Origin of the sequence: Teichococcus globiformis (assembly GCF_042646265.1) — a bacterium.
Taxonomy (GTDB): Bacteria; Pseudomonadota; Alphaproteobacteria; order Acetobacterales; family Acetobacteraceae; genus Pseudoroseomonas; species Pseudoroseomonas globiformis.
Map to the genome: position 1 here is coordinate 50371 of NZ_JBHRTN010000009.1, position 22685 is coordinate 73055.

Below are 22685 nucleotides of genomic sequence, written 5' to 3' on the forward strand. Positions count from 1 at the left end.
TCCCTGGCGTCAAAGCAGAGAATATCTTGCACCTGACCCTCGACCACAGCGAGATTTTCCCACGGCTCCATATAACCATTTCATATCGTGCTATATTTCGCCGTCACCTTCTATCAGAACTGTTGATCTAGTCGCCAAAAAATTTACGCCGTCGCCCTAAGGTCAGTCCGGCCTAATTTTTGAATTAAATCCGATCGTTATGCAGATTGCAGCCTTCAGCGAATATTTCTCTCTTACCACGGTGGAAATTAAATTCATTGACGACGTTTTGTCGTTGAATAAGGCTGAGGCGGTCAGCTTTCGTGTCAGGTGCCCAGATGAGCCTCTCCCGCCGCCACTTCATGACGATCAGCCTGGGCCTTGCCATGGTCCCCGCTAGTCAATGCCTGAACGGGATGCAGGCGGCGGCTCAGCCTGCACGTGGGGGCACGCTGATCTATCTGGAGCAGCAGACCTACACCAACCTGTACCCTCCAGCCGGCGGCTTCTACCCAAATGGGGGCGTGCTCAATCAGATCACCGACAAACTGACCTACCAGGATCCGAGTACGCTGGAGATCGAGCCCTGGATCGCCGAAAGTTGGACGGTCAGCCCCGATGCCACGGAGTACGTGTTCCGTCTGCGTCCAAACGTCACCTTCTCAGACGGCACGGCACTGGATGCGGCGGCGGTTGCCCTGAACTTTGACACTTATGGCCTGGGCAACAAGGAGTTGCGCTATCCGGTCTCCGAGGTCATCACCAACTACCTGCGCAGCGAGGTCGTCGATCCACTGACCGTGCGCTTCCTGTTCCGCGCACCGTCGCCGGGCTTCCTGCAAGGCACCTCGGTGATCGGATCGGGGCTGGTGTCGCCGCGCACCCTGGCCTTGCCCTTCGACCAGCTTGGCGACGCGACCAAGATCATCGGCTCCGGCCCCTTCACAGTCAGCCGGCAAGTGTTAGGCCGCGAACTCGCCCTTCTCGCCCGGCCCGATTATAACTGGGGACCGGGGAAACATCCGCACCAGGGCCGTGCACTGCTCGACGGCATCCGCATCCTTGTCACCGGCGAGGACAGCGTGCGCATCGGCGCTCTGCTGTCCGGGCAGGCGCATGCCATCCGCCAAGTGCAGGCCTATGACGAGGAACGCGTGAAGTCGCGCGGATTCCAGATCTTCGCGCCCTCCACGCGCGGCGTGAACAACACCATCGCCTTCCGCCCCGACAACCCGCTGGTTGCCGATCTGCGCGTGCGGCAGGCGTTGCGCTACGCCACCAACACGCGCGAAGTGGTGGACACGCTGTTCTCGCCCAACTATCCGCGCGCTACCTCGGTGATCGCCTCCACCGCGCAGGGCTATGTCGATCTGTCCGATCGCCTAGGCTTTGATGCAGCCCGCGCCATGGCGCTGCTGGACGAGGCCGGCTGGACGCCTGGGCCTGGGGGCATCCGTCAGAAGGATGGGCGCGAGCTGGTACTGACCGCCTACGAATCGCCGCCGCAGCCCCGCAACAAGGACACGTTGCAACTCGTGGCGCAGCAATGGAACCGCGTCGGCGTGCGGCTCACCGTGCTGGCCGGCGATTCCGGCAGCCGCGTGGCCGACAACCTCGACCCGACGCGCACCCCGGTCTCGCCCTCCATGGTCGGGCGCGCCGATCCCGACGTGATACGCTCCAACTACCATCCGCTGACCCGCAACGCGCTGCTGCAACAGGGCGGCGTCAGCCAGAAGGTGCAATCCTTCAAGGATGAGCGGCTGAACGCCCTGCTCGACGGCATCGCCTCGGAGCCGGACCGCGCCAAGCGCCTCGCCCTTGTCGAAGACGTCCAGCGCCACCTCCTGGACCAAGCCTATGTGATTCCGATCTTCGAGGAGCCGCAGGTCTTCGCCGCCGTGCCGCGCCTGCAAGGGCTCGGCTTCGAGGCGGTAGGGCGGCCCAGCTTCTACGGCGCATGGCTCGCCCCGCGATGAGCACGCAGCTTCTGCGCAGGCTCGGGCAGGCGTTGCTGGTGCTGGTTGCCGCCTTCACTTTAGCCTTCATTCTGTTGCAGGCCCTGCCGGGCGACGCGGTGCTGATCAAGTTCCTGGGTTCTGATATGGGGCTGACGGCCGATCAAATCGCTGAGCTGCGGATCGCCTATGGCGCCGATGCGCCCGTCTGGGAGCAATATCTGCGCACGCTGGGCAACTTCCTGACGGGCGATTTCGGCTATTCCATGCGTGCCGGTGTTCCCGTGGCGACGCTGATCGCCGAGAACTTGCCATCGACCTTGCTGCTATCAGCGCTGGCCTTCGCCCTGGCCTCGCTGATTGCGCTGGTGCTGGCGCTGCTCAGCCAGTCCGGCTTCGGCCCGGCCCGCGACCTGGTGCGGATCATGCCGCCCTTCTTCGTCGCCGTGCCGGTGTTCTGGCTCGGCATCATGCTGATCCAGACCTTTTCCTTCCAGCTCGGCCTCGTCTCCGTCATCGCGCCCGGCCCCTGGGAGGAGCTGGTGCTGCCGGTGATCACCCTGGCGGTGCCGATCTCGGCGCCTCTGGCACAGCTCATGATCCGCAACATCGATCGCGTGCTGGCCGAGCCCTTCATCGCCGTCGCTCGCGCCAAGGGCGCCTCGCATGGCTGGGTGCTGCGCTGGCATGTGGCACGCAACGCCCTGCCGCCGACCCTGACCATGGCCGGCGTGCTGTTCGGCGAACTGCTCGGCGGCGCCGTGGTCACGGAATCAGTGTTCGGCCTCGGCGGCCTTGGCGGACTGACGCAACAGGCCGTCGCCAACCAGGATGTCGCCGTGCTGCAGGCCATCGTCGTGCTGTCCGCCGCCGCCTTCGTCAGCATCAGCCTGGCGGTCGATCTGCTGCTGCCGCGCATCGACCCGCGTCTGGCGCAGCGCGCCGGCGGTGCTGCATGAGCGGCGCGAACCCGGCGGCTACCGCCCTGCCCTTCCGCCTGCCGCCATTCTCCCTGCTGCTGGCCTGGGCGGTGCTGGGCCTCCTGGTCCTTTGCGCGGTGGCGCCCGGCCTGTTCACCAGCCAGGACCCGCTCCAGGGCGTCGCCGGCCGGCAGCTCGAGGCGCCGGGCGCCGAGCACCTGCTAGGCACGGACGGGCTCGGGCGCGACATGCTGGCGCGCGTGGTGCATGGCGCGAGGCAATCGCTCTCTGGCGCCTTCCTGGCCGTCGGGCTGGGCCTTGCCGCCGGCACCGCCCTCGGCCTGCTGGCCGGCGCGCGGGGCGGCTTCATCGATGCTGCCGTGATGCGGCTGGTGGACACGCTTCTTGCCGTCCCCTCGCTCCTGCTCTCGCTGTCGGTCATCATTCTGCTTGGCTTCGGCTCGATCAACGCGGCTGTCGCGGTAGGCTGCGTGTCGATCGCGCATTTCGCACGGCTGTCGCGGGCCGAGGTGCTCCGCGTGCGTCGTGCCGACTTTGTCGAGGCCGCCTTCGGCAGCGGCGGTCGTTTCCTGCCCGTGCTATGGCGGCATGTGCTGCCCAATGCGCTGACCTCGGTGCTGGCCCTCGCTGCGCTGCAATTCGGCTCGGCTATCCTGGCGCTGGCGACCCTCGGCTTCTTGGGCTACGGCGCGCCGCCACCAACGCCCGAATGGGGGCTGCTGATCGCCGAGGGGCGCGACTTCATGGCCACCGCCTGGTGGCTGACTGCTGCCCCCGGCATCGTCACCGTGCTCGCCGTACTATCGGCCGAACGCATCAGCCGCGGCCTAGGGGACCGCCGGTGATGAACCTCATCCTGGCCGAACGTGCGCTACCCGCGAGCCGTGCCCCCGCGCCATTGCTGCAGGTCGAGGATCTCGCTATCGGCTACGCCGGCAGCCGGACTTCGCGGCGCGTGGTGGATGGCGTTACCTTTACCATCGCCCCAGGCGAGGTGCTGGCGCTTGTGGGCGAATCCGGCTCCGGCAAGACCACCACCGCTCAGGCGGTGCTGGGGTTGCTGCCGCCCAATGGCCGCATCGAGCGCGGTGCCATCCGCCTCGGTGACGAGGACATCGCCCACTGGCCGGAACGGCGCCTGGCCGCGCTGCGCGGCACGCGCATCAGCCTGATCCCGCAGGATCCGACAACCTCGCTCAACCCGGTGCGCACAGTGGGCGCGCAGATTGCGGAGATCCTGCGCATCCATGGCGAGCATGACCCGGCCCTGCTGCGCGCCCGTGTCCTCGACCTACTCGGCCGCGTCGGGCTGGAGCCTGCTGCGACACGGGCCGGCCAGTATCCGCACCAGCTCTCCGGCGGCATGCGGCAGCGCGTACTGATCGCCATCGCCGTTGCACTGCGGCCCGAGCTGATCGTCGCGGACGAGCCAACCAGCGCGCTCGACGTCACCGTGCAACGCCGCATCCTCGACCTGCTGGACGAGCTGCGGCAACAGGACGGCACGGCGGTCCTGCTGGTGACGCATGATCTGGGCGTCGCCGCCGACCGCGCGGACCGTGCCGTGGTGCTGCGGCACGGCCAAGTGCAGGAGGCAGGGTCGGTGCGCCAGGTGCTGGCCGCCCCGCGCAGCGCTTATGCACGGCAATTGCTGGCCGACGCCCCCTCCCTCGCCACACCGCGCCTGCGCCCGCCTGTACCGGAGAATGCGCCGCAGCTGGTAACGGTTGAAAGGCTGGTGCAGGACTACCCCAGCAGCGCCGGAACGCCATTCCGGGCGGTGGACGGAGTGGGCTTCTCGGTCGCCGCCGGCACCACCCACGCGCTGGTAGGTGAATCCGGCTCCGGCAAGACCACTACGGCGCGCATCATCGCAGGCTTCCTGCGGCCCACCGCCGGCTACGTCGCGGTGGACGGCACCGATGTCGCGCGCCTCTCGGGCGAGGCGCTGCGGCAATACCGCCGCACCGCACAGCTGGTGTTCCAGAACCCCTTCGCCTCACTCGACCCTCGGCAGCCGATCGGCGCCATCATCGGGGAGCCACTGCGCAATTTCGGCGGCGCCTCGCGTGCCACGCGGGAGGGGCAGGTACGCGCCATGGCGGCCCGCGTCGGTTTGCCCGAGGATGCGCTGGACCGCCTGCCCACCGCGCTCTCAGGTGGGCAACGGCAGCGTGTCGCGATCGCTCGCGCCCTGGTTCTGCAACCGCGCCTGGTGGTGCTGGATGAGGCAGTGTCCGCCCTCGACGTAACGGTGCAGGCACGCATCCTCGACCTGCTCCGCGAACTGCAAAGGGATCTCGGACTGACCTACATCTTCGTCTCGCACGATCTTTCGGTGGTGCGGCTGATCGCTGACACCGTCTCGGTGATGCGCGCCGGCCGAGTGGTGGAAACCGGCCCGGTGGAGGCGGTGTTCCGCAACCCGGCCGATCCCTATACGCGCGATCTGATCGCCGCCATCCCGGGCGGCGCGGCAGGGGCCAGGGAGGTAGTGCCATGACGGCGCGGCGCGGACTCAGGCTCGGCTTCTTCACGCGGTTGCTGGACGAGGGCAGCGCCGCGGAGCGCTACCGCTTGGCGCTGGAGCAGATCCGCCATGCCGAGGCGCAAGGCTTCGACAGTGCCTGGGTGGCGCAGCATCATTTCCATGCCGATGAAGGTGGGCTGCCCTCCCCCTTCGTCTTCCTCGCGCAGGTGGCGGCGCTGACCCGCCGCATTCGCATTGGCACCGGCATCGTTACCTTGCCGATGGAGCTGCCGATCCGCGTGGCCGAGGATGCAGCGGTGCTCGACCTGATCTCGGGCGGTCGGCTGGAACTGGGCGTGGGCTCGGGCGGCAATCCGGAAGCTTTCGCCGCCTTCGGCCTGCAGGACGCCGACCGCCGGCGGATCTTCTCCGGCAAGCTGGACGAGTTGGTTTCGGCCCTGGAAGGCGCGTCGCTGCGCGGCGGAGACAGCGTCTACCCGGCGCATCCCGGCCTGCGGCAACGGTTGTGGTACGCCACCTTTTCCGTCGACGGGGCCCGCGCGGCAGGCCAGCTGGGCGCCGGGCTGCTGCTTTCCCGCACCCAGCCTCGCCCGAAGGATGCGCCGGAGGCGAGCCTCGCTGACATCCAGGATCCGATGGTGGATGCCTATCTGGCCGCGTTGCCACGCGGCATCGCGCCTCGCATCCTGGCTTCCCGCTCGGTCTTCGTGGCCGATCGGCGCGATGACGCGCTGCGTCTGGCCGAAGCCGGGCTGCGCCGCTTCGATGCGCGCCTGGTGGCGCTGGGCCGCGTTGCCGAGGCGCCGCGTACACTGGAGGAGATCATCCGTCGCCAGGACTCCCACATCGGCACGGTGGAGGAGGTCGCCGCCTCGCTGCAGGCTGACCGGGTTCTCGACCGCGCCACCGAGCTGGCGGTGCAGGTGCATTCCATCGACCCGCCGCACGCCTTCACCCTGCGCTCCATCGAACTGGTCGCCACCGGCGTCGCGCCGGCCCTGGGCTGGGAAGCCGGTGGCCTCCAGCCCGCCACCATCGCAGCCGAGGAGATCCCGGCCCAATGAGCACCACGCAACCCGGCGACCTGATCGACAGCCTGGCCGGCATCGCCCCCGGCTCGGCGCTGGATGCCATCCGCGCCGGCCGCCCTGCGGCCCGCACCCATGCCGAGGCCAGCCACCGCGCCCTGCTTCTGCCCGAGGCACCCGGCCCGGTGAGCCATGCCGAGCGCTTCGCCATCGCCGCCTATGTGGCCGGGCTGCACCGCGCGCCGGAAGCCAAGGCGCATTACGCCGCCGGGCTCGCCGGGCATGGCGGCGCCACCCTGGCCGACGCCGTGGCCCGCGCCACCGGGGAGACGCTGGCCCAGGGCCCACGCGGCCATTACCCGTCTGGCCCGCTCACCGCCGAGGACACCGCGCCCCCTTCCTTCGGCCTCTCCCCCGACGTGACGGAGGCGCTGGGCGCCCGGCTTGCCGCCGCCTTCGCCTACGCCCATTTCCTGGTCTTCCACCCGCGCGACGCGGCGCCGGACCGCTTTCCACCGCTGGAGGCGGCCGGTTGGAGCACGGATGGCATCGTCACCCTGTCGCAGGTCGTGGCGTTCCTGGCCTTCCAGATCCGCGTCGCCGCCGGGCTGCGCGTGCTCGCCGCCACGCCCTGATCCCGGAGACATCGCAATGCCCGACAGCAACCCGGCAGTCGCACCCAACGTCTTCACCCGCGACCAGCTCGGCTGGTCGTCCTGGCTCCCGCCTTTGGAGGAGCACGAGCTCACCGAACGTCACCTCAAGGCGCTGATCGACGCGGCGCGCGCAAAGAACCCGTATTTCCGCCTGCTGGCGCGTGACCCGGATGCGCTCGAGCACCGCACGCTGACCGACAAGGACATCTTCTACAATCCCGAGGGCGGGGCGCCCCGCGCCGATCGCGAGCTGGCGGCGGCCTCCGCCTCCCGCTTCAATGGCTGCATCTACTGCGCCTCAGTGCATGCCCGCTTCGCCGCCACCTATGCGAAGCGCGAGGCGGATGTGGACCGGCTGCTGGAAGAGGGCATCGGCGCCGATCTCGGAGAGCGCTGGAACGCCATTGTTGCAGCGAGCGTGGCACTGACGGAAACACCGCTGCGGTTCGGCCCTGAGCATGTGCTGCGATTGCGCGCAGCCGGGCTGGAGGATCGCGCCATCGCTGACATCATCCAGGCCGCGGCTTTCTTCAACTGGGCCAACCGCCTGATGCTGGCGCTTGGAAGCGCTGTTTCTGCCAGAGCCTGACGATCCATGCCACGCTGATCTCTGCAGCCGCCAGAAGCTCACCATCGAAGGCCGTCATCCGGGAAGATAGCACGCCTCAGGGGTGGTCCCGTGCCAAGCGAACGCAAAGGACCAAAGGCACGGTGGGCCCTCAGGCGCGGGGGCGGATTAAGCTTGAACAAGGCAAACTGCGCGAAGCTACCCAGATTGCAGTGCCAATCTTCGGCTGCAAGAGCCACATTGCGATCGAGCATGTCTTCGCTGCGCAGAAGCATAGCATGGCGCTGGTTGCGCGCACCTTCGCCATCGCGTGAACAGGAATGGAGATCGTCCTGTCCAAGCTGCTCGACAACTTCACCAGCCTTGCCTGATTCGGCGCTCAAACTTCGCTTACAGCGGCGCAAATTGCTCTGAGAGCAGCACCGGTTCCTCCGAGCAGATCATGCGGCCCGTCCACGATGCACACCGGAGACATTTTGGCCGGCCATCAACAGGCGGTGCATCGGCAACGCTTGCAGGACACCAAACCCGTGGCACGATGATCTGGCCAATGACAGGTGACTCAGCGCCTGGTCCGCAGCATCTGCAGCTAGGCTGCCAGTCATCAAGCGTGTCGGCCCACCAGGTGATTCCTGATCATATTGCACCTTCTAGCGGGAGATGAATTTTGAGCCTGACCCTCTCCAGTCTTGAAGCCCACTTTCCTGATGGCGGCGAGTTCCTGCTGTTGCCACCGACCGCGCAGGCAACTGCCTATGCGAACGTAGATCGAATGTTTGCCACGCGGATCATCCGGCGCGGCACGGCGGCATCGCCCTTGCCGCGTGGCCCGGCTATCGCCCCGCGTTATGTCTCAGATGGGCGGGAACGCGGAGTGTCGGACTATTTCGACCGCGCTTGCGTGGCCGGACTGCTGGTGATCAAGTCCGGTCAGGTAGTGCTAGAGCGATACGGACTTGGCCTGACCGAGGCGACGCGCTGGTCCTCCATGTCGATGGTGAAGTCGCTGACATCCACACTGGTGGGCGCCGCACTGCGTGATGGCGCGATCCACTGCCTGGATGACGCAGTGTCCAAGTACCTACCTGTTATGCGAGGCTCGGCCTATGACCGCGTTTCGGTGCGGCACCTGATCACCATGTCCTCCGGTGTTGCCTGGAGCGAGGATTACGTCGACCGCGCTTCACATGTGAACCGCTACAGCCGGTCGCTCGGCGCCAAGGTGCCCGGTGGCGTGCTTGCGCTGCTGCGCGAACTGTCGCCAGAACATGAGCCAGGCACAGTGTTCCGATACAACACCGGTGACACCTACCTGCTCGGTTGCCTGCTCTCGGCGGCCACCGGCGAAACCCTGGCGGATTACATGAGCCGCAAGATCTGGGTGCCCTGTGGCATGGAGCAGGACGCCTTCTACACGCTGGAGTCCGATGGCGGGCAGGAGATCGGCGGCAGCCGCGCCGGCATGGTGCTGCGCGATTTCGGGCGTTTCGGCCTGTTCATCCTGGAGGGTGGTGTTTGCCCGGCCGACGCGGTTCTTCCGGATGGCTGGGTGGAGGAAGCCGGGCGCCCGGCCTTCCGGTTCGCGCCCAACAGCAACTCCTACGGTGCGACCGGCTATGGCTACAGCTGGTGGCTCGATCCCGATGGCGCGATGGTGGCGGTCGGGTTCGCGGGCCAGTCGCTCTACATCAATCGGGCGGAGGACCTTGTGGTCGTCACCCTTTCCTGCCAGCCGCAGCCGCCCTACGCCGCCGCCTACGGCATTGACTTCCGGGCCGAGCGGCAGGCCTTCACGCGTTCGGTTCTGGCCGCAGCCCGCTGAGGCGGGCCTAGTACAGATTGTCCCGCATGGCCTGGTCGTAGCGCGCGTCGATACCCGCCGCCTTCTCCGGTTCCAGCCCGCTCATCCAGGCCACGGCCTGCCCGATGCTGGGCAGGGCGCGCTTGTCGAGGTGTGATTCCGGTTCCCAGAGCCGGGCGCGGTTCACCGCCTTGCCGCAGTGGAACAGCACCTCATCGATGTCGACCAGAATGGCGGATTTCGGATGGTGGCCGTTCTCCTCCATGGCCTGCAACAGTTCGGGCGCCGTGGATATCCGCCCGTGCCCGTTGATGCGGAGGAACACCTCGAGGCCCGGAAAAATGAACAGCATGCCCAGGCGGTCATCCTCCGCCAGGTTGCGCATGGATTCGATGCGGTTGTTGCCGCGCCAGTCCGCGAAGGCCACGGTCCGGTTGTCCAGGATCCGCACAAAGCCGGGCGGGCCGCCGCGCGGCGACGCGTCCAGCCCGCTCTGCCGTCCCGTGGCCAGCACAAAGAAAGTGGCGGCCTCCACATAGGCCGCGTGGAATGGTGTCAATTCCGGACGCACACCCTTGAGGATCCGTTCCTCCGGAGGCGCGTAGAGTTGGTCGAGATCCGCCTGCCGCGTCATGGTCGTCTCCCCTTGGATCCGGCGCGCCGGATGGGTGGCTAGGCCGTCCGCATGCCCCAGAAGACGAGGATGAGATCGGAAACAACATCCTTCAACGCCTCGGTATGGGCCATCATGACCGTGTAGGAGCCGAGCGGGATGGCAAACACCTCCTCATAGGCCAGGCGCTGCATCTGCTCGACCAGCTGCATCTGCCGGGCCTTGTCCGTTTCGGTCGCAAAGGCGTCACGCAGCCGCTCCATCTCCGCGCTCTCCGCCCAGCCGACATAGCCGCGCCGCCCGCGCCCATCGGCGTTGAGGTTGACAACGGGGCTGCCGAGATCGAGGTCGCTCCAGATGCCCCAGGCAATGCTCCAGCCGCCTTCGGCAATGGGGACAGGCCGGCTGCGCCGCGCCAGAAGGCTGTTCCAGTCCATGCTGTCCACCCGCACCTTCATGCCGATGCTTTTCAGCACCTGCTCGGTGACGGGCGCCAGGGCGCTGCCGCTCGGCAGGTCTGCCGGGTGCAGGATCACCACTTCCTCGCCGGCATAATTGCCCTCCTTCAGCAGGGCGCGGGCGCGGTCGAGATCCGGGCCCGCCGGCGCCCCGACTTCGGTGGCATAGGGCGAGGTGCAGGTGAAGAAGGCCTTGCACACCGTCTCGAGGCTGTCGTCACCCACCTGAGCGGCCAGGTAGTCAGGCTGGCTCACGGCATGCAGCACCGCCTGGCGGATGGGCTTGCGGTCGAAGGGCGGGTTGAGCCAGTTCAGGCGCATCAGCTGCGTGTTGCCGACGCCGCGCGGGGCGAGGCGGATGCCGCGCTGGCGACGCAGCAGCTGCACCATCTCCGGCGAGACGCCCTCCATGATCTGGATCTCACCCGTCTGCAACGCGCTGGTGGCGGTCTGCATGTCGGTGATCTCGAGCCATTCGATGCGGTCGAAATGCGCGACCTTGCCACCGGCCAGGCCGCTGGGCGGTTCCTGACGGGGCACGTAGTCGGCGAAGCGCTCATAGACCACCCGTGCGCCGGAGCGATGTTCGGCGGCGACGAACCGGAAGGGGCCGGAACCGATCACCTCGTTGATGCGCTCGGTGTCCGGGATCTGCACGAGGCGCGCCGGCAGGATGAAGGGCACCGGTCCGCCGGGCTTGGCCAGCGTCTCCAGCACCAGACCATAGGGTTGCTTGAGCGCGAGGCGGAAGCTGCGGGCGTCCACTTCCTCCAGCGAGGCCGTGGCGTTCATCAGCCGCGTGCCCATCAGGTCGCGCTTCCACCACCGCTGGAGCGAGGCGACACAATCCGCGGCGGTGACAGGGGCGCCGTCGTGGAAACGCAAGCCGTCGCGCAGGCGGAAGGTGTAGGTCAGCTTGTCATCGGAGATCTGCCAGTCCTGCACCATCTGCGGCCGCGGCTGCATCCGGGCATCCATGGCGAACAGCGTGTCGTACACCATGTAGCCATGGTTGCGGGTGATGTAGGCCGTGGTGGCGAAGGGATCGAGCACGCCGAGAGTGGCGTGCATCACCGCCTTCAGGGTTCGGCCGCCCGCCCCCTGCGCCGAAGCGGAAATGGCGGGAAGCGAGGCGCCGGCCATCCCGGCCAGGGCGGCATGCATGAGGCCGCGGCGGGTGCTGGGCAAGGTCATGGTGCGGGTCTCCGGAATGGGGGGGATCAGGTGGCACGCTGCCGGCGCGGGTCGGGCCAGAAGGAGGTTCCTTCCCGCGCCAGGCCGCCGCCCATGCCCATGGGAACACCATCGGCCCGCCAGCAGGCCGCGCCGGTCATCCGCCCATCAGCGAAGCCGATGGCGCCCATGCCGCCGGCCACATGGTCCACCGGCGTGACGACGTGGCCGCGTGCGGCGAGGGCGGCGCGCACCGCCTCGGGGAAGCCGCGCTCCACCTCGGCATCCTGGCCCTGGGTGAAGACGCGTGGCGCCTCCACCGCTTCCTGCAGGCTCATGCCGTGATCCACGATGTTCATGATGAACTGGAACACGGCGGAGGGGATGCGGTGCGCGCCCGGCAGCCCGACGGCGAAGAGCGGCTGGCCGTCACGGAAGCCGATGGTGGCCGAAATGCCGCTGGTGATGCGCTTGCCGGGTTGCAGCGACAGCGCGTGCCCCGGATGCGGATCGAACAGGTACATGTAGTTATTGGGGATGATGCCCGTGCCAGGAATCATGACCCGCGCGCCGAACAGGCTGTTGATGGTCTGGGTCGAGGTGACGATGTTGCCAGCCGCATCGGCGACCGTGACATGGGTGGTGTTGGCGGATTCGACGCCGCGAACCCCGGGGGCGAAACGCCCCGTCCGCGCCGGGTCAATCTCCAGGCGGCGCTCCTCCGCATAGGCCTTGGAGATCAACCGCTTCACCGGAACCTGTACAAAGGCCGGGTCGGCCGTGGCCGCGCGGCGGTCGGCGGCAGCAATCTTCAGCGCCTCTAGCACCAGGTGCAGGGTTTCCGGCGTGCCGAAGCCGCTGGCGCGGATGTCGAAGCCTTCCATGAGGTTGAGCATCTGCAGCACATGCACGCCGCCCGAGCATGGCGGCGGCGGGCCAAGCAGCTCCACGCCGCGATAGCTGCCGCGCACGGGTGCGCGCTCCACGGTGCGATAGGCCGCGAGGTCGCTGAGGCGCATCGTCGATCCCTGCTCGGCAAGCCAGCCCGCGATCTGATCGCCGAGCGCGCCGCCGTAGAGCCAGTCCGGGCCGTGAGCGGCCAGGCCCTGCAGCGTTGCGGCGTAGTCAGCCATGCGCAGCAGGGCTCCGGCGCGCACCGGCTCCCCGCCCGGCAGGAACAGCGCCGCCATGCCCTCGTCCATCGCCAGATCGATGGCGGCCTCGGCGGTGCAGGCAGCAAGGTAGGGGGTGGCGCGGAAGCCGCGCCCGGCATGGCGGATGGCCGGCTCCAGCACCGCCTCCAGCGGCATTGTGCCGAAGCGATCCAGCGCCTCGCACCAGCCCTTCAGCGTGCCGGGCACGGCGATGGCACCGACGCCACGTCGGTTCGCCCGGCCCTCGGTCTCCATGTAGTCGGGCCACTCGTCCGAGACGGGGGTGTACATGTCCGCGCGTGCAGCAGCCGGGGCCGTGGCCAGGCTGTCGATCACCACCTCCGGCCCGTCGGCCAGGCGAAGCACCGCGACGCCGCCGCCGAAGAGACCCACCATCATCGGCTCCACCACCGTCAGAGTGAAAAGCGCCGACACGGTGGCATCGACGGCGTTGCCGCCCATGGCCATGATCTCCATAGCCGCCGCGGAGGCGAGGGGATGATTGGTGACCGCCATGCCGCGCTCCGACGCAACTGTCGTCTTCTCCGTCGCGAACGGTGCAGCACTGCGGCAGCGCCAGTTCCACGCGGCGGCGGGTTCGGTCATGGCTATTTCCTCTTCTCCGTGCATCGACACTATTCAACTGTTCGACGCGGACCGTCCACCATGCGCATGAATAGTCCTGAAAAGCGCCACCCTCCATGGCCGCCATAATGAAGGATGAGAGCGGCGGGCCTGATTTCCAACGCGCCAGCTGGGCGCTCCCCTGGATTCATCTCAATCCTGTGGCGGCGGTGATGGAAACGGTGCTGGATCGGCAAAGCGCCGGACGATGTTGACGATCAACCGTGCCGCGACATTCGCGTACCCATCAATTGGTAAAGCGCCGATAAAGTTCATCGAGCCTACGGAAAACACAGCTCCACCTCGTGGGGTCTCGAAGAACGTCAGGTCTGATCGGATGATGTCTTCGCGCTTGCCTGGCCAGGTGTGATCGCGGCGTTCCTCGTTCACCGGCTGATAGGTTGGGTCTTCCAGCACCGCGCGGCCGATGATGATGGCGTGGTACGGGGTACCCAGCCGGATATCAGCACGGTCCAGTTCGTGTCCTGCTGCACCACCCCCCATCAAGCCGCGCTCGCCCAGCACACCTCCGGGAATCGCTTTCTCCGTGATGCCCTCCCGCATAAAGGCGGTTCGTGGATCCAGGATGCCGTCAAGGAACCGGTAAGGATACCCGATGTACTCGCCCTGAGTGCTGAACCCGATGCCGACAAGCTGCTGCGGTGGACGCCCAAGCCTGCGCCAAAGCCCCCCATAGCTGCCATCATGCGCATGGTAGCTCTCGCCTGGCATTGTTTCCCAGAGCCGGATCCCGCCTTCGGCACGACGAAGTTCGAAACTCCAAGGGCCGGTGCCGTGCGGCACAACCTTCCAGTAGAACCCGTTCCCGCCAAGATACATGAAGCGTCCACCCTGATCGAGGTAGGCCGCCAGCGCGTCCAGCGTTTCGGTGGTGTGGTACTCTGGGTGCTGCCCGGTGAGGACGACGTGATAGTTCCGAAGGAGGTCCACGCCCTCCGCATGAACATCATGGTCGGTGATGACCTCGAACTCGATGTCATGACGCGTCAGCAGGTCTGTGATGTAGCTATCGGCCGCGATCCAATACAGGCCGGAGCCGCCTTCGCTCGGATCCACCAGATGAATCTGGTTGACGCGCTTGTCGATGAGGGGCCGCCGCATGCTGGACATCACCACGCCGCTGCCATCGGAGTGGAAGTTGTACGGCGAGACGCCGTATTCCGGGTGGCCATCCGGCGCCTGAGGCAACGCGCCCCATTCCAGCGAACGCGGCGTGATCAGCGCCTGGCGACCTGCCTTCTGATACTGGCCGTACACGGTATAGCTGAAGGTGGGGGCCAGGAAAGCCACCCTGGCCTGGCTGCCAGGGACCTTTGCCCGCAGATGGAAAACAACATTGTCGCGATGCCGTGTGCCATCGCGATCCATCTCCAGGTGCAGCGCATACACGCCGCTCTTCCACTCGTCCGGTACCACGAAGCTGAGGGAGGGCTGCCAGCCCGCATCCCCCATGTCATCATCGTGGAAGTGGATGGCGCCGTACTGCGCTGGATCCTCCGTCCAGCGATGAACATCACCGCGCCAGTTTGACCCGGTCATGGCGCGCGTCGGAAGGTTGTGCAGAACGCCGTGTGCCGCAGTCGGTCCGGTATCCTCCACCCGATCTGTCTGCATAGCGCGGGCCAGATCCCAGGCGGCGACGATCCGGCCATCACCAGCAAGAATCCGAGGCGCCTCGACCTTGCCGTTGAAGTGCCACTGGGGCACCGAGCCTGATCCGTCAGCGGCGATGGAAACGCCTCCGGGCCCAGATGGCGCCCGGCCTTGGGTCGGCGTAGTTCGCTCAGCAGCCTCCGCTCGATCCAGCCGTGCCTTGTGGGGTTTCTGCCAAAGATGCAGGGTTCCATCGGAGGCGATACGGCAGCCGATATCGTGCCAAGCCCTCTCAGTCACCGGCATGTCGGTTCGCAGCACCGTGGTGCCGCCGCTATTCACTAGACGACACCAGGCCCCATGCGGGCCCACGCCGAGCATGATGGCGCCCATATCGCCGCTCCAGCACAGCACCGCCTGATCACCGGTGGCCAAGCGGGTCGGCCAGATCGTCGCTTCGAGCGTCACTTCGCCATCTGGCAAGCTCAGTGCCGGAACTTGCGCCCAGGAGCCGAGATGAATGCTTTGCTGCTGTCCCTCGTGCTCGCCCTCCAAAGCCCAGGAAACCGGGACTTCGCGGTAACCTGGACCTTCGGGATTCGGATCGCCGCACAGGATCTGCGCTATGCGGGCACGGTAGGAACCGCCACCCTGTACCGAGATCATGAAGCGGAGCGTTTCGCCAGGGCGAACGCTCCAGCGATCGACGTAGCCAGTGATGGGAAGCATGGTTCAAGGCCTCAGGCGCGGTGCAGGTTCCAGAACAGCGGCAGGCCTTTCAGCATGCCTTGCAAGCTCTTCCTGTAAGCAGTCGGCTGGTAGAACAGGCCGAGTGGAACGTAGGGTGCATCAATGAAGGCCTGGCGCTGAGCCTTGACGCCGATCTCACGCTGCGTCTCGACATCCGGCGCGGCGAACCAGGCACCGCGCAGCGCCTCCAACTCCTCACTGCGGGCCCAGCCAAAGGTCGCCTTGTCGCCGCTGCCCCGCAGGAAGTTGTGCGCCGAGGGGTTGAGCTGCGTGACACCGGCGGAATAGGTGCAGAAGCAGCTATAGCCTCCTTTGTCGATGGTGTTGCGATTGGCCATGCGCGTCAGCATGGTGCCCCAATCCATCACCTGGTAATCGACCCGTAGGCCGAGGCGCTGGAAGAGATCGGCGGTGACGTCGCTCATCGCCTTGATGGCGGGGAAGTCAGAAGGCGCCATCAGCAGCACCGGCTCACCCTTGTAGCCTGCTTCCTTCAAGGCTTGTTGCGATTGGGCAATGCTGCGGCTGCCATCCAGGGCAGCCATGCCTTCGTTGTTCGCCATCACCCCACCGGGCGCAAAGAAGCCGATGCCGTCCTTCCAGAGCGCGCGGTCCTCGCCGGCTACGGCCACCATATAGTCGCTCTGGCGAATAGCACCGAGGACAGCCCGCCGAATGGCCGGAGTGTTGAAGGGCGGATGAAGCTGATTGAAGCGCAGCACGCCGATGGCACCGTAAGGGTCGATGACCTCGACGATGAGGTTGCGGTCGCGCTTCAACACAGGCAGCAGATCGTAGATCGGCTGATCCCACCAGTCGATCTCGCCCTGCTGCAACGCGCCCGCCGCCGTGCTGGCATCCGGCATGACCTGCCATTCCACCCGATCGAAGCGCGCAATCTTGGGCCCGGCCAGCAGGCTGGTGTTGCCGGCCGGCCTTGGCACATAGCCGTCGAAGCGCTCATACACCAGACGCGAGCCGGAGACATGCTGGTCGGCGCGAAACCTGAATGGCCCGCTGCCCACGAGCTCCTTGACCGGCGGCACCGGATCGTTGGCTGAAGCTAGGCGCTCCGGCATGATGAAGGCAACGATGGCGCCGACCTTACCGAGCGCTTCCGGCAACATTGGGAAAGGCGCCTTCAGCCGCCAGAGCACGGTCCGGTCATCCGGCGCCGACAACTCGTCTACCGCCGCCATCAACGAACTACCAAAGGCGTCGCGATAGGCCCAGCGGCGCAGGCTGGCCACCACGTCGCGCCCACGCACCGGCTCGCCATCGTGGAAGCGCAGGCCCTCCCGCAAGCGCATGGTCACGCGCTTGCCGTCGTCCTCGACGCTGTGGTCTTCGACCATCTGCGGCTGGGTAACGCCCTGTTCGTCAATGCCGTAGAGCGTGTCGAAGACCAGGAAGCCGTGATTGCGGTTGACCAAGCCGGTTGTAATGGTCGGATCCAGGATGGCCGCGTCTGCTTGCGGAACAAAGCGGAGGGTTCCTCCCGCCGGCTGCGCCAGCGACAGGTGCGGTGCACCGAGCGCGGCACCGGCGCCAAGCGCCAGGCTGGTGCGAAGCAGATCACGGCGAAGCATGGCAGAACCTCCTGTTGCGGATGATCAGTGCTGGCTGTTCCACGAGTGGAGGCCCTGGCTGTGCATCTCGGTGCCGGCGGCCCCCTGGATGATTGCCTTCCCGGCGGCCCTATTCAGCGGCGAGCAAGTTTGCCTCGACTTCCTGCTCCACCGTACTCAAGGTTCTGCGGAACAGCTCGATGATCTCATCCACACCCGCTTCATCGATGATCAGCGGCGGGCAGATCGCGATCGTGTCGCCCATGGGACGGATGATCAGTCCATTGCGAAGAGCTTCTGCGTCGAAGCGCGCGCCAATCTTGAGGCCAATGTCGAAGGCGGCCCTGGTGGCAGGATTTGCGACCAACTCCACGCCAAACATCAGCCCTGCCCCACGCACCTGCCCCACGATCCTGGACTTCCCGGCGACCGCGTCGAGCCCGGACCGCAGCCGCGCGCCCATGGCGCGCACATGAGGCACCACATCCATTTCCTCGTAGATACGGATGGCTTCCAGCGCGACGGCGACACCAACCGGATGGCCAGAGTTGGTGAAGCCGTGGCCGAAGATCTCGCCGCCCTTGTTCATCTCGGCCAGAGCATCCTGGACGGGCTTACCCAGAACAACGGCGGAGATAGGGAAGTAGGAGGAGGAAATTCCCTTGGCCAGTGCCATCATGTCGGGTGTCATGCCCACGGTTTGGCTGCCCCACATGTTGCCAGTGCGCCCAAAGCCGCACACCACCTCATCGGCGAGCACCAGGATATTGTGCCGGCGCAGGACGGCCTCCACGGCTGCAAAATAGCCTTCCGGAGGCACGATGACGCCGCCGCCGGCGTTGATGGGCTCAGCGATGAAGGCGGCGATGGTGTCGGCGCCTTCCTGCCGGATCATGTCCTCCAGCGAGCCGGCGAGTCGGGCCACAAAGTCGTCCATCCCCTCGCGCGGCAAGGTGCCGCGGTAGGGGTCGGGACAGAGCGTGTGCAGAAAGCCGGGCAACGGCAGGCCGAACTCGCGGTGCATGCGCGGCATGCCACACATCGAGGCGGCCACAATGGTGGAGCCATGGAAGCCGCGGTCGCGCGAGATGATCTTTCGCTTGCCAGGCTTGCCGTGCACGGCGTGATAGATCCAGGCCAGCTTCACCATGGTTTCCGTCGCCTCGGACCCGGATGTGGCGAAATAGGCCTGAGCATTGGGGATCGGGGCGAGGCTGCAGAGTTTCTCTGCAAGGTCGATCGTCGCGGCCGGAGTCTTGTGGTTGAAGGTGTGGTAGAAGCCGAACCTGTCATAGGCTTCCGCTGCTGCCCGCTTTAGCCGTGCCTCCGAGAAGCCGAGCGAAGTACACCAGAGCCCGGCCATGGCCTCCACGTAGCGCTTACCCTGATTGTCGAAGACGTGGATGCCTTCGCCGCGGTCCATGATCAGCGGGCCACGCTCGGCATGGGCCTGAGAATTGGTCTGCGAATGCAGATGAAACAGGACGTCGCGAGCCTCGGCGGAGTTGGGAGCAGGCTGTGACATGGGGGCTCCGATGCTGCTGAAGCAGAATTGGCCTGACCAGTTTGGTCAAGCCACTGTCTCGCTGGCGCCGCGCATTGTCAAACCCTCAACGCGCTTGCCAAATGCCGAGGCGCGTTGTTGAAGCGGGGCATGTCGACCGCCAAGCCTACCTTCGAGTCGGCCACGCCTGCGCTGCGAAGCTTTGAGACCGTCGCTCGGCGGATTTCTGCCTTGATCCGGCAGGATCACCCCGTCGGACAGCGCCTGCCGGCCGAACGCGAACTGGCAAAGCGTTTTGGCGTCTCCCGTCCCACCATCCGCGAAGCCATCCTTTCACTACAGATGGCCGGCCTGGTGGAGGTGAGGAAGAACAGTGGGGCCTATGTCATCAGCCGGCAGGAAGTGCCGGAGATGAAGGCCCTTTCCGGCTATGGTCCTTTCGAGAATCTGCACGCACGACGCATGATCGAGCCGCAGATCGCCGCAATGGCGGCCCAAAATGCCACGGCGCAGCAACTCGCGGCCATGGCCCGCACATTGGCCGATATGCGCAGCCACCACGCTCGCGGAATGGAAGCCGACGCGGCCGATCTTCACTTCCATATCTTGCTGGCCGAAGCCACAGGAAATGGTGTGCTGGTGTCAATCGCCGACCAGCTCTGGCGAGGCCAGATCGAGAGCGGGATCTGGCAGGACATTCATCGCTACATGCCGATGGAATGTTATCGACCCACCTGGTTACGCGATCATGAAGCGATTTTCCGCGCGGTGGAGGAGCACAAGCCTCGTACCGCCTCGCTGGCGATGACCCGGCATCTCGGCAATATTCAGGCCGCCCTGATGAAGACCACCGGTGGAGCCGGAAAGCAGGACAAGAAGAGTTAGAGGCGCGGGGTGACAGTTGTCTGCCCGGCGGCATCAAAGACCAGTGACGGCTTTCAGATCGAAGGGTGAGCGCCTGAGAGACGTCCTGTCGCTCACCTGAGGCCTCGATCCGCATATGACCGTCTGGCAACGGCGTTGCAGTTCCTGCCCCCCCCAACGGGCCTTCATCCAGACCTCCCCTCCTCCGGCGTGGTCAGCAGCACTGGCATGGCCTTGGGGTGGATTGGCCTCACCACGCTACTCGCCGCGGTGTAAGGAAGCTGAAAAGCTGATGCTTGCCCTCTACCAGGCTTGCCTTCGTCCGCGCGGGCCGCTTCCGCGGGACCGGCTCCTTGCAAAGGGCGGCAGCGGCCGCTGCTCATGTAGCCTTTGTCCCCTTCGAAGACGAGCACGAGCAGCTGTATTTGGAGACCTTCGCCAACATCCTCGATCGCGACCGGACGGCGCAGAGCGACGCGGGGCTGTTCCGGTGCACGGCATGGTCGAATGGAAAGAAAATGAACGGCTGCGGGGGTTGAGTGCCGCGAACCGGCAGAGTGGGGTGCGGCGGCTCCGTCCGGCCAATGGATGGACCGGTATCTTCCCGTCCGGTAGAGCACCTGATGTGGACCGTTGGTGCGCCCCCCGCGAACAACGACCGAAACCTCCAGGAGCGTCATGCCAGCCGATGGCGAGTTGATCGCGCTGAACCGGAGAGTGCTGCTCCCCTCACAGCGCCAAAGGGAGCATCCGGAAAAAGGATCGGCACCGAGTGCGCCAGGCAGACCGGGCGAACGCGAGCATCCTCCTCCGTAACGCTGGCGAAGGCGCGTCGTATCGTGCTGCCGATACAGGCTCTATCTCCTGCATCGAGCCAAATCGGCATATAGAACCCCGACTGATGTTCGATGCTGCCTGAGATGACGAAGGTATAGTCCTTCCTTTATGGCCGGCCCAGCTTTCGCGCGGCAACACTTCATGGGTCCGACTGGCCGTGATTGGGGCACCATGGCCTTCCGGGTCGGCTCGTTGCGAGGCACCACGTCGTCGTAGCTGTTGAATCCGACCGGACGCCCTCCTCCCCGCGCAAGATGATGCGCTGCCCGATCGCAAAGCGCTGGCTGACCGGGCTCAGAAGTTCGTCGATCCTCAGTCCCAGCGCACGTACCACCCTCGCCAGCGTACCGAAGGAGGCACCACTTCCCGTTCCGGACCTTGGAGAGTGTGGCCACGGCGACACCGCCCTCCGCCGATAGCCAAGCAAGGGTCCATTGCTCGGCTTGGCGCCCGTCCGCCAGCTTGCGTCCGACCTCCGATTAGCCAGTTAGGACAGGTGCACTAGGTCGCCCCACTTCCTCAAGGGCCTGACGCAAGGTGCCTGGGCGGGATTCGCTGCCGGCTGAGGACATCGACAAGGAAAGCATTGTTGTGCTCATTGAAGCCTGTCGCGCCAAATGCAAAACGGGAGAAACATCATCAGTGATCAGCGCGAGAGGCAAGGTCGCCGCCGCCGCCATTTTTGAGTTCAAGGGCAACACCCTTCCGAGCCTCCTCCACCGGCAGGAGAATCTCGCGCGGATGGTGCTGGTTGCAGGCACCAGCGTCTGACTGCCGGTGGAAGGCCACGCTCTTGCCCTGACCACGGGCCTCCAAGTGCTGAAAGCTGCAGGTAGCGTTACCCATCTGATCCTGGTCGTGCATGGCGGGTGCGGCGATCAGGTCGATGTCGGCTTCTGCGGCGACACACGGGATCCTATTCTGTCCGACATTGCCAGGCTGATGCCGCTCAATGCGTCTTCCTCACCCGGCATGGTGCGGTGATCGCCAAGGGTGACAACGGGTGCCCGTGGAACGATCCACGCGCCAAGCATTCGCCGGCTAAGGTCACCGCATTGCGTGCTCAACTCGGATCTGCTTGCCAATCCAATCTACGCTAGCCTAACGCGTCCGTTGCTGGGCCAGTCCCTCATGACGACGCAAGTAGCTGTCCCAGATCTCCGGGTTCACCAAAGTCAGCGGTCTTTCACCGCGTAAGATGCGAAGAGTTTCTTCCACTGCCTCCACGCTCATTCGACGCCCACTCTCCTCGCTCCCGCCAGCAATGTGTGGCGTAAGGAACAATGCGGGATGTTGATGAAGCGGATGGTCCGCAGGTAACGGTTCCGGCTCGAAGACATCCAACGCAGCGGCACGCAGTCTGCCGTTATCGAGGGCGTCCAGCAGTGCGGCATCATCGATCAAGTCACCGCGTGCCGCATTAATGAGTATCGCACCTGGCTTGATCCCAGCCAGTCGACGCGCATCCACAATACGACGGGTTTGCGCGGTAGAAGGAGCGTGCAGGGTGATGACATCCGCTTCTGCAAAGAGGCGATCAAGTGCGACGGGCTGGATAATGCCAGAGGGGTCGAAAAAATCGGGGTCATGCCCAAGGACGCGCATGCCGAAGGCGGCTTGCATTGCAGCCGCCACGGCCCGCCCGATGCCGCCGCACCCCACCACGCCCAAGGTACGGCCGCGGAGTTCGAAGCCGGGAAACCTCGTACGGGACGACCAGCCTTCAGTGCGGAACGCCTGCGCTACCCTATGCAGGTCGCGCGCCAGGAGTCCGGCCACAGCTACGATATACTCAACCACCGCCTGCCTATTAGCTGCCGGCAGGTTCGCGACAGGGATGCCGGCCCGTGTTGCAGCCTCGACAGGAATGAAATCCAGTCCTACCCCATGCCGCACGCAGGCGCGCAGCTTCGGCGCGTGATCAAAGATGTCGTCCGGCAGCTTGGCTCGGACGATCAACGCGTCTGCGTCTCCCACCGACCGGCGCAGGTTCTCCGCGCTGGAATCTGCGGGAAGCACCAGCTCGCAGGATGTCTTGAGAAGCGCTTCGGCATCCGGGTGCAGAGCGCTGGTGGCCAGCACGCGAGGTCGCGAGGGGGAGGGT

General features: G+C 65.9%; 18 protein-coding genes. 11 read left to right on the forward strand and 7 right to left on the reverse strand.

What is annotated here, in order from left to right; genetic code table 11:
* Nucleotides 1-317: 317 nt before the first annotated feature.
* The 8 genes from ACFOD4_RS10270 to ACFOD4_RS10305 all read left to right on the forward strand — a co-directional run bounded on the left by ACFOD4_RS10270 (nt 318) and on the right by ACFOD4_RS10305 (nt 9443).
* The gene (locus tag ACFOD4_RS10270; RefSeq protein WP_379596149.1) at nt 318-1958 is read left to right on the forward strand and encodes a TIGR04028 family ABC transporter substrate-binding protein; all 1641 of its coding nucleotides are present in this window, start codon (nt 318-320) and stop codon (nt 1956-1958) included.
* Nucleotides 1955-2896, forward strand: a complete 942-nt coding sequence (locus ACFOD4_RS10275) for an ABC transporter permease (RefSeq protein ID WP_379596151.1) — start codon at nt 1955-1957, stop codon at nt 2894-2896. Before ACFOD4_RS10270 ends, ACFOD4_RS10275 begins: the two co-directional genes overlap by 4 nt.
* A complete protein-coding gene (locus ACFOD4_RS10280) occupies nt 2893-3723 on the forward strand; it encodes an ABC transporter permease (RefSeq protein ID WP_379596153.1) in 831 nt (276 codons plus the stop codon). Before ACFOD4_RS10275 ends, ACFOD4_RS10280 begins: the two co-directional genes overlap by 4 nt.
* Nucleotides 3723-5381, forward strand: coding sequence for a dipeptide ABC transporter ATP-binding protein (locus tag ACFOD4_RS10285; RefSeq protein WP_379596155.1), 1659 nt, complete (start codon nt 3723-3725; stop codon nt 5379-5381). The genes ACFOD4_RS10280 and ACFOD4_RS10285 overlap by 1 nt, the downstream gene beginning before the upstream one ends.
* On the forward strand, nt 5378-6433 hold the full coding sequence (locus tag ACFOD4_RS10290) for a putative FMN-dependent luciferase-like monooxygenase (protein ID WP_379596157.1): 1056 nt from the start codon (nt 5378-5380) through the stop codon (nt 6431-6433). Before ACFOD4_RS10285 ends, ACFOD4_RS10290 begins: the two co-directional genes overlap by 4 nt.
* Nucleotides 6430-7032, forward strand: coding sequence for a CMD domain protein (locus ACFOD4_RS10295; RefSeq protein WP_379596159.1), 603 nt, complete (start codon nt 6430-6432; stop codon nt 7030-7032). The genes ACFOD4_RS10290 and ACFOD4_RS10295 overlap by 4 nt, the downstream gene beginning before the upstream one ends.
* Before the next feature lie 16 nt (nt 7033-7048).
* On the forward strand, nt 7049-7642 hold the full coding sequence (locus tag ACFOD4_RS10300; protein ID WP_379596161.1) for an alkylhydroperoxidase domain protein: 594 nt from the start codon (nt 7049-7051) through the stop codon (nt 7640-7642).
* A gap of 646 nt (nt 7643-8288) precedes the next feature.
* Nucleotides 8289-9443 (forward strand): serine hydrolase domain-containing protein, encoded by a 1155-nt coding sequence (locus tag ACFOD4_RS10305; protein WP_379596163.1) that lies wholly within the window; start codon nt 8289-8291, stop codon nt 9441-9443.
* A gap of 7 nt (nt 9444-9450) precedes the next feature.
* Here the strand turns inward: ACFOD4_RS10305 and ACFOD4_RS10310 are convergent, their stop codons facing one another.
* The 6 genes from ACFOD4_RS10310 to ACFOD4_RS10335 form a co-directional block, all read right to left on the reverse strand.
* Entirely contained in the window at nt 9451-10056 is a 606-nt protein-coding gene (locus tag ACFOD4_RS10310) for an MSMEG_1061 family FMN-dependent PPOX-type flavoprotein (protein WP_379596164.1), read from the reverse strand.
* 38 nt (nt 10057-10094) lie between these two features.
* Nucleotides 10095-11687 (reverse strand): ABC transporter substrate-binding protein, encoded by a 1593-nt coding sequence (locus ACFOD4_RS10315; RefSeq protein ID WP_379596166.1) that lies wholly within the window; start codon nt 11685-11687, stop codon nt 10095-10097.
* Between the two features lie 26 nt (nt 11688-11713).
* Complete coding sequence (gene ggt / locus ACFOD4_RS10320) at nt 11714-13426, reverse strand: gamma-glutamyltransferase (protein ID WP_379596167.1); 1713 nt, start codon at nt 13424-13426, stop codon at nt 11714-11716.
* Nucleotides 13427-13597: 171 nt separating this feature from the next.
* On the reverse strand, nt 13598-15787 hold the full coding sequence (locus ACFOD4_RS10325; protein ID WP_379596169.1) for a N,N-dimethylformamidase beta subunit family domain-containing protein: 2190 nt from the start codon (nt 15785-15787) through the stop codon (nt 13598-13600).
* Nucleotides 15788-15798: 11 nt separating this feature from the next.
* On the reverse strand, nt 15799-17397 hold the full coding sequence (locus ACFOD4_RS10330; protein WP_379596171.1) for an ABC transporter substrate-binding protein: 1599 nt from the start codon (nt 17395-17397) through the stop codon (nt 15799-15801).
* Nucleotides 17398-17506: 109 nt separating this feature from the next.
* Nucleotides 17507-18901: an aminotransferase gene (locus ACFOD4_RS10335; protein ID WP_379596173.1), complete on the reverse strand. Its 1395-nt coding sequence runs from the start codon at nt 18899-18901 to the stop codon at nt 17507-17509.
* A gap of 129 nt (nt 18902-19030) precedes the next feature.
* Between ACFOD4_RS10335 and ACFOD4_RS10340 the strand changes: the two genes are divergently transcribed.
* From ACFOD4_RS10340 to ACFOD4_RS10350, 3 genes are all read left to right on the forward strand, one after another.
* Nucleotides 19031-19765, forward strand: a complete 735-nt coding sequence (locus ACFOD4_RS10340) for a FadR/GntR family transcriptional regulator (RefSeq protein WP_379596175.1) — start codon at nt 19031-19033, stop codon at nt 19763-19765.
* Nucleotides 19766-21172: 1407 nt separating this feature from the next.
* Complete coding sequence (locus ACFOD4_RS10345; RefSeq protein WP_379596177.1) at nt 21173-21352, forward strand: hypothetical protein; 180 nt, start codon at nt 21173-21175, stop codon at nt 21350-21352.
* A gap of 6 nt (nt 21353-21358) precedes the next feature.
* The gene (locus ACFOD4_RS10350; RefSeq protein ID WP_379596179.1) at nt 21359-21565 is read left to right on the forward strand and encodes a hypothetical protein; all 207 of its coding nucleotides are present in this window, start codon (nt 21359-21361) and stop codon (nt 21563-21565) included.
* A gap of 117 nt (nt 21566-21682) precedes the next feature.
* Here ACFOD4_RS10350 and ACFOD4_RS10355 read toward each other — a convergent pair whose 3' ends face one another.
* Nucleotides 21683-22663, reverse strand: coding sequence for an NAD(P)-dependent oxidoreductase (locus tag ACFOD4_RS10355; protein WP_379596180.1), 981 nt, complete (start codon nt 22661-22663; stop codon nt 21683-21685).
* Nucleotides 22664-22685 lie beyond the last annotated feature (22 nt).